Consider the following 14,067-nt stretch of genomic DNA (forward strand, 5'->3'; position numbering starts at 1 on the left):
CTCGGAGAATCGTTACCACGGGCGCAGGTCTGCGCCCGCAATTAAGACCCGTTAGGGAGGATTTGCGACAACTTTAAGGCGCACTTCCCGTATCTCGTCCGGTCGCGGCAACAGTCATGGGATCATTGCGGAATTGTCGCCCGGACCCCGCGCAATGCGCCCGGAACCTGACGCCGGACCCGCGCGGCGCCCCTGCCCGGCGCCGCGCGGGTGCGAAGGGCGGGAGAGGCGTATTTGGAAAGAGAAGAAGGGCTGGGTCGCGCGCTCTTCGCGCGGCGCCGCACAAGAAAAAGGCAGGGCCTCCGCCCCGCCCCGTCATGGTCCGGCCGCCGAATTTCGGACAGAAGGCGCGGCCTCAGGCCATGCCCTTCTTGCGCTCGAGCAGGCCGCGCAGGTCCTCGGCCTCGTGCCGTGCCTCGCGCAGGCCCTCCATGGCGGCCGAGAGCTCGGCCTCGGTCTGCGCCAGCTGGTTGGTCAGCTCGGCCTCGCGCTGCTGCAGGTAGGTGATCGCCTGGTCGCGGGTCTCCTCGGCCTCGTGAAGCTCCTGGCTCATCTTCTCGAGCTGGTCGACATCGGCCTGCGCGACGCGCTTGAACCTGTGCACCAGCCAGTTGGCGAACCATCCCATGCAGAACGCCACGAAGAGGATGACCGCCGTCGCGATCACGAATTCCGTCCGGTTCATTCTTCTGCCCCTTCCATGCCAGCCTCGGCCGTGCCTGCCTCGTCCTGCGCCGCTTCTTCAGCCGCGGCGTCGTTATCCTGTGCGGCGCCCTCCTCCCCGGCACCCTCGTCGTCTGCCGCCGGGCTGGCCTCCTGCTCGATCTGCTCGAGCGCGGTCGGCTGTTCCTCGGTCGGCTCCGGACGGATCAGCTTGAACTCGATCCGGCGGTTGGCCTCGCGGCCCTCTTCCGTACTGTTATCCGCAATCGGCAGGGTTTCGCCATAGCCTTTCACACGATAGCTGGATGTCAGCACGCGCCGGTTGCGCAGCGCGTCGAGAACCGATTGCGCGCGGTCGCGGCTGAGCGACTCGTTCATCGCCTCGCGGCCCTGGCTGTCGGTGTGGCCCTGGATCTCGAGCGGGATGTCGCCGCAGAGCTTCAGCAGCTCGGCGAGCTCGTCCATGATGTCCTTGGCCGAGGCGTCGAGATTGGCCGAGCCGGGCTCGAAGCTGATCTTGCGGTCGCCGATCAGCTCGACGATCTGCGCCTCGCACTGCTCGGGCGTCGGGATGCCGAGCTCGGGGTCGAGCTTTTCCTGGTAGGTGACGTCGATCTCGTATTCGCCGCCATCGCCCAGCTTGTCCGAGAACAGTCCGGCGATCTCGGCATTGGCGTCCTGGTTGCCGGTGTTGCCCGAGACCCGCACGAGATCCGGCGTCACCCGCAGCGCGCCGTTGCTGAGGTGCCCCAGCGCCTCGAGCCCGGTCAGCACCCTTGTCGACCAGCCGTTCGGCAGCCCCTCGGCAACGCGGGCGGCGGTGTAGACGCTCTCCGAGCCGAAGAGCGCCTTGGCAAGGCTGTCCGCGGTCTCGCGCGCGAGGTCCGAGTTGATCCGGCCGCGCAGCTGCACCGAGCCCTCGGGCGAGAGCGTGGCGGTGAACTCGGGCGGGCCCTGGTCGGTCTCCTGCGGTGCCTGCGGCAGGGTCGCGTGCAGGGCGAAGACCTGCGGCAGCGCGGTGTCGAGCTCGCCCACGACCTTGTCGAAGAGCGCCTGGTCGGTGCCCTCGAGCGCCACCAGCGAGACGTCGGCGTTGGAGAAGGTGACCGATCCGCCGCCCAGTTCCTGCACCGCGGCGATCGCCAGCGCGCCGGCCTCGCCCCAGCGGCGCGAGGGCACGCCGAGGCCGAGGCGGCAATTGGCGTTGCCCTCGAAGCCTGCATCCGTCGCCGCCTTGAGGATGCTTGCGCGCGCCGCCTCGGTGTCGGCGGAGCAGGCGTCGAAGCGCAGCCCCTCCTCGTCCATCAGGAAGCGCAGCGTGAAGGGGGTGATCACCGGGCGCGGCGCCGAGAGCTCGAGGCTCAGCTCGAGCCCGCGCGGCAGGCGGCGGCGCAGGTCGCGCTCGATCTCGCGCCGGGCGGCCTCGCTGTCGGTCATCGCCTTGATGTGCACCCGCCCCGCCGAGACGGAGATCTTCGAGCGCGGCAGGTCCTCGAGTGCGCGACCGGCGTAGTCGACGGCGGCGCTCCAGCCCTCGGGCTTGGGGAAATCCGCCTCCTCGAGCAGGTCGGCGACCTGCTGGTCGCCGCTCACCATCTTCGAGAGCACCTCGAGCAGGCGCTCGCGGTCGGTGGCGCCGGGGACGAGGCCGATGATCGAGATGCCCGACTCGTTGCGCAGGATTTCCATCGAGAAGCGCGGCGGCTCGATCTCCTCGGCATCGGCGACGAGCATCTGGTCGATCACCCGGGCGGAATCCACCACGGACCCCGCCACGGTCATCGCCCGGAACCGCGCCGCCTCGTCGGGCGCGGTGCCGATCAGGAACACCTGCAAGCCGTTCACGTCGACCTCGGCCCAGTCCTGCCCATCGCGCAGAAGCGCGTCGGCGACATCCTGCCGCGAGGCGGTCTCGACCATCTCCATCGAGAAGAAGGCGGTCCCGACACAGAGCGCGGCGGCGGCAGCAAAGGCGGATGCCGGAATGAGATAGCCGGAAAGGCGCATCAAAGCGTCCCTTTCTTGATCAATTTTTCATCTCTGATACGCCCGCCCCCGGGTCGGCGCAATCATGCCAACAGGGCGGTGGCGAAAAACAGCACGGGCAGCAGACCGGCGTCGCGGTTGGCCCGAAACAGCCGCAGCAGCACGGCATTGTCGTTCACGTCGAGCTTCCGCATCTGCCACATCATGTGCCAGCCGAAGGCCCAGGGACCGGCGATCAGCAGCACGAGCTTCAGGATCTCGCCATGCGGCGCGGCCAGCACCACCGCGACCCCCATCAGCGCGACCGAGATCACCAGGAAGCGCGCCAGCATCGCCGGGGTGCGCGCGTCGCCGAAGAGGCGGGCGGTGGACTTCACCCCGATCAGCGCGTCGTCCTCCTTGTCCTGGTGGGCGTAGATCGTGTCGTAGAACAGCGTCCAGGCCATGCCCGAGAGATACAGCGCCACCGCGGGCCAGCCGAGGCTGCCGCTGTGCGCGGTCCAGGCCAGCAGCGCGCCCCAGTTGAAGGCGATGCCGAGGAAGACCTGCGGCCACCAGGTGAAGCGCTTTGCAAAGGGATAGACCGCCACCGGCGCCAGCGAGATCACCCCCAGAAGGATCGCCATCGGCGGGAAGGTCAGCAGGATGGCGCAGGAGATCAGCGACTGGATCACCGCCCAGGCCAGCGCCTGCTTCACGCTCACCTGCCCCGAGGGGATCGGGCGCGAGGCGGTGCGTGCGACGCTGCCGTCGAAGTCGCGGTCGGTGATGTCGTTCCAGGTGCAGCCCGCGCCGCGCATCAGGAAGGCGCCGATGCCGCAGCCGACGAAGATCCAGAGGTCGAACCAGCGCGCCCGCCCGTCCGCCACCATCGACAGCAGCAGGCCCCACCAGCAGGGCAGCAGCAAAAGCCAGGTGCCGATCGGCCGGTCGGCGCGCGACAGGCGCAGGTAGGGGCGGCTCCAGGCCGGGGCGCGGTGATCGACCCAGTTGCCGCGCACGGCATCGGAAACCTGTCCTGCGGGATCTGGCGCTGCGCCGGGATGGGTCATATGGTCCGCCTCATGAATGCCAAGGTACGCCTGTATGTAGATCACCCGCTGGGCGCGGGACAACCGGTCGCTCTCGAGCGGGAGCAGGCCCACTATCTCTTTTCCGTGATGCGCCTGCCGGTGGGGGCGCCCGTCGCGCTCTTCAACGGCCGCGACGGCGAGTGGCTGGCCGAGGTTTCTGACGCCGGCAAGAAGGGCGGCACGCTCACCTGCATGGAGCAGACCCGCCCGCAGGGCACGCCGCCGGACCTCTGGCTGCTCTTCGCGCCGATCAAGAAGGCGCGCACCGATTTCATCGTCGAAAAGGCGGTGGAGCTGGGCGTGCGGCGCATCGTGCCGGTGCAGACCGCCTTCACCAATTCCGAGCGCATCCGGCAGGACCGGCTGCAGGCCCACGCGGTCGAGGCGGCCGAGCAATGCGGCGCCACCTTCGTGCCTGAGGTGGCCGACTTGCAGCGGCTCGACCGGATGCTCGCCGACTGGGACGGTCGCCGCCTGCTCTTCTGCGACGAATCCGCGGTCGGGGGCGGCACGGACTACGCCGCCGCGCTGACCGGCGATCCCGCGCCCTGGGCGGTGCTGATCGGCCCCGAGGGCGGGTTCTCCGAGCCCGAGCGGAAGAAGCTGCACGGAATGGAGCAGGCGACGGCTATCGCGCTCGGCCCGCGCATCCTGCGCGCAGACACGGCGGCGGTGGCGGCGCTGACGCTCTGGCAGGCGCATTGCGGGGACTGGAGATGATCCGGCGCGCGCTGCCCGGCGAAGAGGCGGCGCTCGACGCCTTTCTTGCGGACCATGCCGAGACCTCGATGTTCCTGCGCGGCAACCTCGCCGCGGCGGGGCTGGGCGACAGCACCCACCGCCTTGCCACCACCTGCCACGTCTGGCCCGCGGCGGGACCGATCCGTGCGGTCTTCGGCCGCACCCCGCAGGGCTACCTGATGTGCCAGGCGCCCGACGCCCCGCCCGAAGTCTTCGGCGCCTATGCCGAGGCGATCGGCGAGAGTCCCGTCGCCTCGGTCACCGGCCCGCCGGGCCAGAGCGCGGCGCTGATCGCGGCGCTTGGCTTCGCCGGGGAGGACTTCCGCCTCAACCACGTCGAGCCGCTCTACCGCCTCGACCTCGCGGCGCTGCCCGCCTGCGACGACAGGGTGCGCATCCCGTCGGAAGAAGACGTGCCGCTGCTCGCCGAATGGTTCTTCGACTACGCGGCGGACATCGGCGTCGCGGGCCGGGACGACGCTGCCCGCAAGACCGCCCGCGACCGCGCCGAGCATTGCGCGGCAGGGCGCAGCCTGCGGCTGCTGATCGAGGACGGCACCCCGGTCGCCATGAGCGATGTCAACGCCGAGGTCGCCGACATCGTGCAGGTCGGCGGCGTCTTCGTGCCGCAGGGCCTGCGCAACGCGGCGCGCGGCCGGCGCGTGGTGCAGGCGCAGCTTCTCGAGGCACGCGCCCGTGGCATCCGCTCCGCCGTCCTCTTTGCCAACAATCCCGCCGCCGCCCGCGCCTACGAGGCCATCGGCTTTGGCCATGTCGGCGGCTACCGCGTCGCCGTGCTGCACCGCCCGCAGCCCGCACGGGCGCGCGCATGAGCTTCCTGCGTCCCGAGGCGAGGGCCAGCCTGATGCGCTGGCGCGAGGTGATCGCGGGGGCCGGGATCGTGCTGCTCGGGCTCTACTGGGCGGTCTTCACCGGCGGGCTGCTCTGGCTCCTCGGCTGGGCGCTGGCGCTCGCCGGGGCGGCGCTCACCTTCGCCGGGGTGCAGCGCGCGCGCTTCCGCACCGGCACCGGCGGGCCCGGCATGGTGCAGGTGGTCGAGGGGCGGATCAGCTACTTCGGCCCGCTCACCGGCGGCTTCGCCGATCTCGGCAGCCTCACCGCCCTGACGCTCGATCCGACGGCACGACCGCCGCACTGGCTGCTGCGCAGCGAGGACGGCACCACGCTTGCCATTCCGCTGACCGCCGAGGGCTCGGAACAGCTCTTCGACGTGTTTGCCCAGCTGCCCGGGCTGAAAACCGAGCGCATGCTCTCGAAGATGATGGCGGGGGGCTCCGCACCGGTGCTCATCTGGCAGCGCGCCAATGCACAAATCCGCACCCTCCGTCTGCATTGACAAGGGCTTCGGTTCCGCCCATCCCTGACGCTCGATACCCAAGGCGAGCAAGATCGGAGCCCAAGCCATGTCCATCCCTCAATCCGGCGGCGGGCCGATCGAGCACCATGCGCAACTCGGCGAGTATCTCGAATCCGGCATCAAGGCCAAGGATGACTGGCGCATCGGCACCGAGCACGAGAAGTTCGGCTACCTGACCGACACCCACGCGCCCCTGCCCTACGACGGCGAGCGCTCGATCAAGGCCGTTCTGGAAGGGCTGCGCGACCGCCACGGCTGGGCCGAGGTGAACGAGGGCGGCAACCTCATCGGCCTGACCAAGGACGGCGCCAACGTCTCGCTCGAGCCGGGCGGCGCGCTGGAACTGTCGGGCGCCCCGCTCGAGACCATCCACCAGACCTGCGACGAGGTGAACGAGCACCTGCGCGAGGTGAAGGGCATCGCCGACGAGATCGGCGTGGGCTTCATCGGCCTCGGCGCCGCGCCCGAATGGATGCACGAGGAAATGCCCCTCATGCCCAAGGGCCGCTACAAGCTGATGGATGCCTACATGGGCAAGGTCGGCACCACCGGCACCACCATGATGCGCCGCACCTGCACCGTGCAGGTGAACCTCGACTTCGGCTCCGAGCTCGACATGATCAAGAAGATGCGCGTGGCGCTGGCGCTGCAGCCGGTCGCCACCGCGCTCTTTGCCAATTCGCCCTTCCTCGAGGGCAAGCCGAACGGCATGAAGAGCTACCGCTCCTACGTCTGGCGCCACCTCGACGACGCGCGCACCGGCATGCTGCCCTTCGTCTTCGACGAGAGCTTCGGCTTCGAGAGCTACGTCGAGTACGCGCTCGATGTGCCGATGTATTTCGTCTACCGCGACGGCAAGTACATCGACGCGCTCGGCCAGTCCTTCCGCGACTTCATGGCCGGCCGCCTGCCCGCCCTGCCGGGCGAGAAGCCGACCCTCTCGGACTGGGCCGACCACCTGACCACGCTCTTCCCCGAGGCGCGGATGAAGAAGTTCATCGAGATGCGCGGCGCCGATGGCGGCCCGTGGCGGCGGCTCTGCGCCCTGCCCGCCTTCTGGGTGGGCCTCACCTACGACCAGACCGCGCTCGACGCCGCCTGGGACCTGGTGAAGGGCTGGGACGACGAAACCCGCGAGGGGCTGCGCGTCGCCGCCTCCGAGCAGGCGCTGCAGGCCGAGGTCAACGGCATCCGCATGCACGACCTCGCGGCGCAGGTGCTCGATATCGCCGAGGCCGGGCTCAAGTCCCGCGCCCGCCCCGGCGCCGGCGGCCTGCTGCCCGACGAGACGCATTTCCTCAACGCGCTGAAGGAAAGCATCGAGAGCGGCACGGTGCAGGCCGACGAGATGCTCGAGCGCTACGAGGGCGAGTGGGGGCGCGATCTGTCGAAGATCTACGCCGCCTACAGCTACTGACGCGCGACCGCACCGCCGAGATGAATTCACCGCCCGGCCCGAAAGGTCGGGCGGTTCGCGTCTTGGGGCCCGCGCGCCTGCACGGGCCAGAGGCGCGGCTCAGACAAGGCGCCGGAGCGGGCCGTGACGGGAGCGTCGATGTCGGGAAATTGGCTGCGGCTGGAAGTTCCTCGACGCCACGCACTGGGTGGGGGCTGAAACGGCGTGGCGCCGAGGGAAGCCATATGCAGCTACCCCACCTGTATCCCCCCGAAATCGGGCAATACTAAGGTCATGTCGCGGCCATCCTGCAGCAAACCCCGGCGTTTTCGAGATTTCAGCGAAAGCCCGCGCATCGCCCCGCCGCAACGGCAGGAAATCGCCAAGACGTGGGGGCGTTCGGCGGAAGCTGCGGATATGTCGGGAAAATCGCGGCCGCAAAAGGCCCCGGCCCCACGCGCCGGGCGCAAGCCGGGCCGCGCGGCGCCGGGGCAAGTCTTAAGCAGATACCTCTCCAGGATGCTCCGGATTTGAGGCATCATTGCGCAAGATCTGAGGCCATCTCTGGGCGCTCCGCTCGGCGCATGGAGCGTCCCCTGCACCCCGACATGTCCCGCCCTTCGGGCGCCGCGCGCCTGGCCGTGGTCGCCCCGCCCATGAAGCAAAGGGGTTCCGCGCCGTGGCCCCGCCCTGCGCAGCCGTCCCGGGTCAGTCCGCCCCGGCCCCGGGCAGGCGGACGAGCATCTCGAGCACGTTTTCCCCGGCCTCGCGGCGATAGGCCACCTCCGCCGCGAGGCGGCGGATCAGGTACCAGCCGAATCCCCCCTCCGGCAGGTCGCCCGCCGCGCCGAGCGGCTTCGGCCGCCCCAACGGCAGCACGAGATTCGGCATGGGCCGGCCCCGGTCGCGCAGTTCCAGCCGCACGGCCTCGGGGTGCGTCTCCAGCCTCAGCCTGATCCACCCCGGCAGGGCTCCGGCATAGGCATGTTCCGCGACGTTGTTCAGCGCCTCGGCGAGGACCAGCTCGACGATCCCGCAGGGCCCCTCGGCGATGCCGGCAAGGCGCAGCGCCGCCGTCACCCGGGCCAGGACCGCGCGCACCTCGCTGGCCTCGCCCTCGAGCTCCAGCGCGAGAGCCGCGCGCGGCACCGCCGCGCCGGTTCCCGGCCGCAGTGCCATCGCCCCCACCCCGTCAGCCATCCGCGCCCCCGGCACCGCGGGCAGGCGCGCGGGCGGAGGGCGCCTCCGCCTCTTCGAGCGTGGGATAGAGCGCGAAGATCGTGTCCATCCGCGTCAGGCGGAACACCTTGTCGACCATCGGCGTGAGCCCCGCCAGGTCGAGCCGCTGCCCCGGCGCCATGGCCTTCATCGACGCGACGATCGCCCCGAGCCCGCTGGAATCGATGAACTCGACCTGCGAGAGGTCGAGGATCACCCGGCAGGCGGTACCGGACAGGGCCTCGCGCATGGCATCCTTGAACTGGATCGCCGCCGCCGCATCGATGCGCGGCTCGCCGACGGAGATCACCTGCGGCTCGGTTCCACGGCTGACCAGCTTCATCGGCATCCCTCTCCTGACCGCGCTTCCACGCCCGCTCCCGCGCCCGCACCCGCGCCGACCTCCGGCGCCGACCCTGCCCGGGCGTCGCGCGCCGAAGACCCGGACGGGGAGCAGGCGCGAAAGGTACCTGCGGGCGCGACGCGACCGACGGATTGCCCAGACCCCGCCAAGCGCCCATATTCTCAGCAAGCTAGACGGCAATCCTTACCATTCGGTATTCAGGATTCTCAGCGGAGGGAGGAGAGAGCATGCAGGACGTTGTCATTACCGGGGCCGCGCGCACCGCGATGGGGGGATTCCAGGGGGTTCTGTCGGGGCTCAGCGCCGCCGAGCTGGGCGGGGCCGCGATCCGCGCGGCGCTCTCCGAGGCCGGCCGCCCCGCGGTAGACGAGCTGCTCATGGGCTGCGTCCTGCCCGCCGGACAGGGCCAGGCCCCCGCGCGCCAGGCGGGCTTCAAGGGGGGTCTCGGCGAGACGGTGCCGGCCACCACGCTCAACAAGATGTGCGGCTCGGGGATGAAGGCGGCGATGATGGCCTGGGACCGGCTGGCGCTCGGCCATGCCGAGGTGATGGTCGCCGGCGGCATGGAAAGCATGACCGAAGCCCCCTACCTGCTGCCCAAGATGCGCGGCGGCGCGCGGCTCGGCCACGGCGAGGTGGTCGACCACATGTTCCTCGACGGGCTCGAGGACGCCTATGACAAGGGCCGCCTCATGGGCACCTTCGCCGAGGATTGCGCCGAGGCCTTCCAGTTCACCCGCGAGGCGCAGGACCAGTACGCGCTCGCCTCGCTGTCGAACGCGCTCGACGCCGAGCGCAGCGGCGCCTTCGAGAACGAGATCATCCCGGTCACCGTGCACGCCCGTACCGGCGAGGAGGTGATCACCCGCGACGAGCAGCCCGCCCGCGCCCGGCCCGAGAAGATTCCCCACCTCAAGCCCGCCTTCCGCCCCGGCGGCACGGTGACCGCCGCCAACTCGAGCTCGATCTCCGACGGCGCCGCGGCGCTGGTGCTGACGACGCTCGGCGCGGTCGAGAGGACCGGCGCCGTGCCGCGCGCGCGCATCCTCGGCCATGCCACCCACGCCCAGGCCCCCTCGCGCTTTCCCACCGCGCCGATTCCCGCCGCGCGCAAGCTGCTCGAGCGGATCGGCTGGCGGCTCTCGGACGTCGACCTCTGGGAGGTCAACGAGGCCTTTGCCGTGGTGCCCATGGCCTTCATGAAGGAGATGGGCCTGCCGCGCGACGTGGTGAACGTGAACGGCGGCGCCTGCGCGCTCGGCCACCCGATCGGTGCCTCGGGGGCGCGGATCATGGTCACGCTGCTCAACGCGCTGGAAACCCGCGGGCTGAAGCGCGGCATCGCGGCAATCTGCATCGGCGGCGGCGAGGGCACGGCGATCGCCATAGAGCGCCTCTGAGGCCCCTGCGACGGCCAGCTGCGACGGTGGGCTGCGACGGTGGCGGGTCTTGCGGGTCCCGCCCGCTTTTGACATGAGCACGCCCCATGAGCGCCGATTACAATCCCCCGCAGGGCGAGATCCCGATCCTTCACGCCGATCACGAGATCCTCGTGGTCGACAAGCCCGCCGGGCTGCTGTCGGTGCCCGGCAAGGGCCCGGAGCTGGCCGACTGCCTGATCGAGCGGCTCAAGCAGGCCTTTCCGCAGGTGCTGCTGGTGCACCGGCTCGACCGCGACACCTCGGGCGTCATGGTCTTTGCCCTGACCGCCCATGCGCAGCGCCACATCGGCCTGCAGTTCGAGCACCGGCGCACCAAGAAGACCTACCTCGCCCGCGTCGCCGGACGGCTCGAGCCGAAGACCGGCCATGTCGACCTGCCGCTGATCGTCGACTGGCCGAACCGGCCCAAGCAGATGGTCTGCCATGAGACCGGCAAGCCGGCGCAGACCGACTGGCGGGTGATCAAGGCCACCGACGAGGAAACCCGGGTGCACCTCATGCCGCTCACCGGCCGCAGCCACCAGCTGCGCGTGCACATGCTGGCGCAGGGCCACCCGATTCTCGGTGACCCCTTCTACGCCCCGGAAACCGCGGCGCAGTACCCGCGGATGATGCTGCACGCCGAGGAGCTGCGCCTGCGCCACCCCGACGGCGGCCTCGGCCACAAGTTCCGCGCCCCCGCGCCCTTCTGATCGCCTGACGAATCCCTCACGCGAAAGTTTCCCCGCCGGACACGCGCCGGCGGGCAGGCGCTATTCCGCCGCGAGCCGCTGGTCGCGGTGCCCGATGGCGGCGACCTCGGCGATCACCCCGCGCAGCAGCCGCCGGAAGGCGTGGAAATTCGCGCTCGGCCGAATCGAGGCCTCGTCCATGTAGAGCGCCCGGTCGATCTCGATCTGGATCGCGTGCTGGCGCCGCGAGGGGCGGCCGTAGTTCTGCGTGGTGAAGGCCCCGGCAAAGGGCGCATTGCGCGCCACCACGAGCCCGGCGCGGCGGAAGGCCTGCTCGACCAGCTCGACGATCTCCGGGGCCGCAGAGGCGCCGAAACGGTCGCCCAGCACGATCTCCGGCCGCTCGCCGTTCTTGCGCAGGACGCTGTCCACCGCCTCGTGCGGCATGGAGTGGCAGTCGATCAGGATCGATTCGCCGAATTGAGACTTGGCGCTGTCGAGCAGCGACTGCAGCCGGGCGTGGTAGGGCCTCCAGTAGAGCCCGATGCGGCGCTCTGCCTCGGCCAGCGGCAGCTTGCCGCAATAGATCGCCCGGCCATTGGCCACGACCCGCGGCACGACCCCCAGCCCGCTTGCCACGCGCGGATTGTGCCCGGCGCGGCGCACGCCCTCGATCAGCGCGGGGTCAAGCTCGTCCGCGGCACGGTTGAGGTCGATAAAGGCCCGCGGCGCCCCGGCGCGCAGCAGCGGCGCCCCGAACTGCGGCGCGCAATCGAAGAGCCGGTCGACGAAGGCGTCCTCGGAGGATCGAATCAAGGTCTCGTCGAGAATCGTCCCGCGCAGGAAGCTCCAAGGATAGTCGCGTCCCGAATGCGGAGAGGCGAAAACCACCGCCGAGCTCGGCGTTTCAGGCAGATCGAGGTGATAAGCGACTTTGGGCATAAGGGCTCCTTGCGAAAACAGGATAGCCTGAAACCTATTTCTGCCAAAAGCCCTTGATCCCCCCTCCGACTCCTTTTATAGAGCCCTCCACCGGCGCAGTTCACCGCGGACTTCCACAGAGGGAAGCGGGGCGAAAGCAAAGAAAAGCGCAGGCCATACGGGCGGTTAGCTCAGCGGTAGAGCACTACGTTGACATCGTAGTGGCCACTGGTTCGATCCCAGTACCGCCCACCATTATTCACCGTCCTGGGACACGTCCCGGGGCACAACGCAACGCCAGGCGCTCGCGCGCCGCGAAAGAGGAGAGACTTGATATGAAAGTCGCAAACTCGCTCCGCTCGCTCAAACAGCGCCATCGCGACTGCCGCGTCGTGCGTCGTAAGGGCCGCGTCTACGTGATCAACAAGACCCAGCGCCGTTTCAAAGCCCGTCAGGGCTGAACGAAGCGCAGGATCTTGATCCGGCTGAGGGCCGCCCGACAGGGTGGCCTTTTTGCTTTCTGGGCCCCCGCCTGCCAGTCCGGGCCGACAGCCGCGAAAGCCCTCCGACCAAACGAAAAGGCCCTGCGCGCTGCGCAGGGCCTTTTCGCTGTCGTCTCGCGGATCACCCGGCCTCAGAGCCGCGGCACCTCGGGCTCCGCCGCAACGGCCTGCGCCGCGCGCAGGAAGGCCCGAATCAATTCCGGCGATTTTTCGCCCGGTGCGCTCTCGACCCCCGACGACACGTCCACCTGCCGCGCCCCGGTGAGCCGCACCGCCTCTGCCACGTTGTCCGGCGTCAGCCCGCCTGCCAACATCCACGGCACCGGCCAGCGGCGACCGGCGACAAGCCGCCAGTCGAAGGCCAGCCCGTTGCCGCCCGGCAGCACCGAATCCTTCGGCGCCTTGGCATCGACCAGAAGCTGGTCCGCCACCTTGCCATAGGCCTCGAGGGACGGCAGGTCGGCCTCCGAGGCCACCCCCACCGCCTTCATCACCGGCAGCCCGTAGCGGGCGCGAATCTGCCCCACACGCGCGATGCTCTCGCGGCCATGGAGCTGCAGCATGTCGAGCGGCACGGCGCCGCAGATCGCGTCGAGCAGCGCGTCCTCGGCATCCACCACCAGTGCCACCTTGGCGAGCCCCACGGGCGCCGAGAGCGCCAACTCGCGCGCCTCGGCCACGCTCACCGCGCGCGGGCTCCTGGGGAAGAAGACGAAGCCCGCGTAGCGCGCCCCGGCCTCTGCCGCGACCGCCACGTCCCGGGGCGTGCGCAGCCCGCAAATCTTCACGTGAATGTCCATACGGCCCTCCGCTGCCAACAGGTTCTACCGCGCTTAGATATCCCCCGAGGGGAGGAGCGCAAGCAAAGAGGGGGGCAGCGCCCCCCTCTTCTTTCCGTCCAGCGATGCGAAAGGCCCTGCGCCCTCAGGCGCTCTGGTCGAGAATCGCCAGGACCTCGTCCTTGTCCTTGTCGCGCTCGTCCTGGGTCTTCTTCAGCTGGCGCTCGAGACGCCGCACCTCGGTCTTGCGCTGTGCCGCCACCGCGCGGTGCTTGTGCTCGCGCAGCCATTCCCAGACGAAGCCGATCAGCAGCCCGGCGATGATGCCGCCGAGGATGACGATGAAGACCGGCACCGTCGCCGTGTGCTGGACGCCGAGCAGCTCCGCCATCTCGGCCGGCAGCAGGTTCAGCGTCACCGGCCCGCGGTTCGCGAGCGACACGCAGATCAGCACCACGGCCAGGACGGCCCAGAAGGCATAGCGAATGTATTTCATCGAGGTCACTTCCCGTTCAGTCGATCCCGCAGAAGCTTGCCGGTCTTGAAGAACGGCACGCATTTCTCCTCGACGTCAACGGCTTCGCCCGTGCGGGGGTTCCGCCCCTGTCTAGCGTCCCGCTGCTTGACGGAAAAGGCGCCAAAGCCGCGCAGTTCGACGCGGTTGCCCTGGGCCATCGCCGCGGTGATCTCCTCGAAGATCGTGTTCACGATCCTCTCGACGTCTCGTTGGTAGAGATGCGGGTTCTCCTCCGCGATCTTCTGGATCAATTCCGATCTGATCATCCTCGCCCATCCCTGTATCGCGTTTTCAGCGCTCCCCCTGTTGTACGACCTTTGGCCGTGCCTCGCCAAATGGAAAGCGCGAGAATCACCGAAAAATCCATGAAAAGCAGCACATTGCGCGGCTTCATGCCGGTCCGGTGTCCCGCGGA

Annotated in this window: 16 protein-coding genes and 1 tRNA gene; 8 read left to right on the top strand and 9 right to left on the bottom strand. The window is 69.6% G+C overall.

Annotated features, from left to right (window positions below; all coding sequences use genetic code 11):
- Positions 1–355: 355 nt before the first annotated feature.
- The 3 genes from PVT71_RS02740 to ubiA form a co-directional block, all read right to left on the bottom strand.
- A complete protein-coding gene (locus PVT71_RS02740; RefSeq protein ID WP_353472966.1) occupies positions 356–685 on the bottom strand; it encodes a hypothetical protein in 330 nt (109 codons plus the stop codon).
- Entirely contained in the window at positions 682–2,670 is a 1,989-nt protein-coding gene (locus PVT71_RS02745) for an OmpA family protein (RefSeq protein WP_353472967.1), read from the bottom strand. The genes PVT71_RS02740 and PVT71_RS02745 overlap by 4 nt, the downstream gene beginning before the upstream one ends.
- 62 nt (positions 2,671–2,732) lie before the next feature.
- On the bottom strand, positions 2,733–3,701 hold the full coding sequence (gene ubiA / locus PVT71_RS02750) for a 4-hydroxybenzoate octaprenyltransferase (protein WP_353472968.1): 969 nt from the start codon (positions 3,699–3,701) through the stop codon (positions 2,733–2,735).
- A gap of 12 nt (positions 3,702–3,713) precedes the next feature.
- Between ubiA and PVT71_RS02755 the strand changes: the two genes are divergently transcribed.
- From PVT71_RS02755 to PVT71_RS02770, 4 genes are all read left to right on the top strand, one after another.
- Positions 3,714–4,442 carry a 16S rRNA (uracil(1498)-N(3))-methyltransferase gene (locus PVT71_RS02755; protein ID WP_353473828.1) on the top strand — a complete coding sequence of 243 codons (729 nt, stop codon included), beginning with the start codon at positions 3,714–3,716 and terminating at the stop codon, positions 4,440–4,442.
- Positions 4,439–5,296 (top strand): hypothetical protein, encoded by an 858-nt coding sequence (locus PVT71_RS02760; protein WP_353472969.1) that lies wholly within the window; start codon positions 4,439–4,441, stop codon positions 5,294–5,296. The genes PVT71_RS02755 and PVT71_RS02760 overlap by 4 nt, the downstream gene beginning before the upstream one ends.
- Entirely contained in the window at positions 5,293–5,820 is a 528-nt protein-coding gene (locus PVT71_RS02765; protein ID WP_353472970.1) for a hypothetical protein, read from the top strand. Before PVT71_RS02760 ends, PVT71_RS02765 begins: the two co-directional genes overlap by 4 nt.
- A 67-nt stretch (positions 5,821–5,887) precedes the next feature.
- The gene (locus tag PVT71_RS02770) at positions 5,888–7,258 is read left to right on the top strand and encodes a glutamate--cysteine ligase (protein WP_353472971.1); all 1,371 of its coding nucleotides are present in this window, start codon (positions 5,888–5,890) and stop codon (positions 7,256–7,258) included.
- Between the two features lie 687 nt (positions 7,259–7,945).
- Here the strand turns inward: PVT71_RS02770 and PVT71_RS02775 are convergent.
- Entirely contained in the window at positions 7,946–8,437 is a 492-nt protein-coding gene (locus PVT71_RS02775; protein WP_353472972.1) for an ATP-binding protein, read from the bottom strand.
- Complete coding sequence (locus PVT71_RS02780) at positions 8,430–8,798, bottom strand: STAS domain-containing protein (RefSeq protein ID WP_353472973.1); 369 nt, start codon at positions 8,796–8,798, stop codon at positions 8,430–8,432. The genes PVT71_RS02775 and PVT71_RS02780 overlap by 8 nt, the downstream gene beginning before the upstream one ends.
- A 248-nt stretch (positions 8,799–9,046) precedes the next feature.
- Between PVT71_RS02780 and PVT71_RS02785 the strand changes: the two genes are divergently transcribed.
- Positions 9,047–10,219, top strand: a complete 1,173-nt coding sequence (locus PVT71_RS02785; RefSeq protein WP_353472974.1) for an acetyl-CoA C-acyltransferase — start codon at positions 9,047–9,049, stop codon at positions 10,217–10,219.
- Between the two features lie 86 nt (positions 10,220–10,305).
- The gene (locus PVT71_RS02790; RefSeq protein ID WP_353472975.1) at positions 10,306–10,953 is read left to right on the top strand and encodes a pseudouridine synthase; all 648 of its coding nucleotides are present in this window, start codon (positions 10,306–10,308) and stop codon (positions 10,951–10,953) included.
- A gap of 60 nt (positions 10,954–11,013) precedes the next feature.
- Here PVT71_RS02790 and PVT71_RS02795 read toward each other — a convergent pair whose 3' ends face one another.
- On the bottom strand, positions 11,014–11,874 hold the full coding sequence (locus tag PVT71_RS02795) for an N-formylglutamate amidohydrolase (protein WP_353472976.1): 861 nt from the start codon (positions 11,872–11,874) through the stop codon (positions 11,014–11,016).
- Positions 11,875–12,033: 159 nt separating this feature from the next.
- Between PVT71_RS02795 and PVT71_RS02800 the strand changes: the two genes are divergently transcribed.
- Positions 12,034–12,108, top strand: a tRNA-Val gene (locus PVT71_RS02800).
- 80 nt (positions 12,109–12,188) lie between these two features.
- On the top strand, positions 12,189–12,314 hold the full coding sequence (gene ykgO, locus PVT71_RS02805; protein WP_008884645.1) for a type B 50S ribosomal protein L36: 126 nt from the start codon (positions 12,189–12,191) through the stop codon (positions 12,312–12,314).
- Positions 12,315–12,487: 173 nt separating this feature from the next.
- On the opposite strand, the gene PVT71_RS02810 is transcribed toward ykgO, so the two are convergent.
- From PVT71_RS02810 to ihfB, 3 genes are all read right to left on the bottom strand, one after another.
- The gene (locus PVT71_RS02810; RefSeq protein ID WP_353472977.1) at positions 12,488–13,156 is read right to left on the bottom strand and encodes a phosphoribosylanthranilate isomerase; all 669 of its coding nucleotides are present in this window, start codon (positions 13,154–13,156) and stop codon (positions 12,488–12,490) included.
- Positions 13,157–13,280: 124 nt separating this feature from the next.
- Positions 13,281–13,631, bottom strand: a complete 351-nt coding sequence (locus PVT71_RS02815; RefSeq protein ID WP_353472978.1) for a LapA family protein — start codon at positions 13,629–13,631, stop codon at positions 13,281–13,283.
- A 5-nt stretch (positions 13,632–13,636) separates the two neighbouring features.
- A complete protein-coding gene (ihfB, locus tag PVT71_RS02820; protein WP_226621967.1) occupies positions 13,637–13,918 on the bottom strand; it encodes an integration host factor subunit beta in 282 nt (93 codons plus the stop codon).
- Between the last annotated feature and the right edge of the window lie 149 nt (positions 13,919–14,067).

Origin of the sequence: Salipiger sp. H15 (assembly GCF_040409955.1) — a bacterium.
Classification (GTDB): domain Bacteria; phylum Pseudomonadota; class Alphaproteobacteria; order Rhodobacterales; family Rhodobacteraceae; genus Salipiger.

Bases quoted from the DNA above. Each gene is read 5' to 3' on its own strand.
- PVT71_RS02815 (WP_353472978.1), bottom strand. From the start codon at position 13,631: ATGAAATACATTCGCTATGCCTTCTGGGCCGTCCTGGCCGTGGTGCTG.
- PVT71_RS02790 (WP_353472975.1), top strand. From the start codon at position 10,306: ATGAGCGCCGATTACAATCCCCCGCAGGGCGAGATCCCGATCCTTCAC.
- PVT71_RS02780 (WP_353472973.1), bottom strand. From the start codon at position 8,798: ATGAAGCTGGTCAGCCGTGGAACCGAGCCGCAGGTGATCTCCGTCGGC.
- PVT71_RS02765 (WP_353472970.1), top strand. From the start codon at position 5,293: ATGAGCTTCCTGCGTCCCGAGGCGAGGGCCAGCCTGATGCGCTGGCGC.
- PVT71_RS02775 (WP_353472972.1), bottom strand. From the start codon at position 8,437: ATGGCTGACGGGGTGGGGGCGATGGCACTGCGGCCGGGAACCGGCGCG.
- PVT71_RS02740 (WP_353472966.1), bottom strand. From the start codon at position 685: ATGAACCGGACGGAATTCGTGATCGCGACGGCGGTCATCCTCTTCGTG.
- PVT71_RS02795 (WP_353472976.1), bottom strand. From the start codon at position 11,874: ATGCCCAAAGTCGCTTATCACCTCGATCTGCCTGAAACGCCGAGCTCG.
- PVT71_RS02745 (WP_353472967.1), bottom strand. From the start codon at position 2,670: ATGCGCCTTTCCGGCTATCTCATTCCGGCATCCGCCTTTGCTGCCGCC.
- PVT71_RS02760 (WP_353472969.1), top strand. From the start codon at position 4,439: ATGATCCGGCGCGCGCTGCCCGGCGAAGAGGCGGCGCTCGACGCCTTT.
- ihfB (WP_226621967.1), bottom strand. From the start codon at position 13,918: ATGATCAGATCGGAATTGATCCAGAAGATCGCGGAGGAGAACCCGCAT.
- PVT71_RS02810 (WP_353472977.1), bottom strand. From the start codon at position 13,156: ATGGACATTCACGTGAAGATTTGCGGGCTGCGCACGCCCCGGGACGTG.
- ykgO (WP_008884645.1), top strand. From the start codon at position 12,189: ATGAAAGTCGCAAACTCGCTCCGCTCGCTCAAACAGCGCCATCGCGAC.
- PVT71_RS02755 (WP_353473828.1), top strand. From the start codon at position 3,714: ATGAATGCCAAGGTACGCCTGTATGTAGATCACCCGCTGGGCGCGGGA.
- ubiA (WP_353472968.1), bottom strand. From the start codon at position 3,701: ATGACCCATCCCGGCGCAGCGCCAGATCCCGCAGGACAGGTTTCCGAT.
- PVT71_RS02770 (WP_353472971.1), top strand. From the start codon at position 5,888: ATGTCCATCCCTCAATCCGGCGGCGGGCCGATCGAGCACCATGCGCAA.
- PVT71_RS02785 (WP_353472974.1), top strand. From the start codon at position 9,047: ATGCAGGACGTTGTCATTACCGGGGCCGCGCGCACCGCGATGGGGGGA.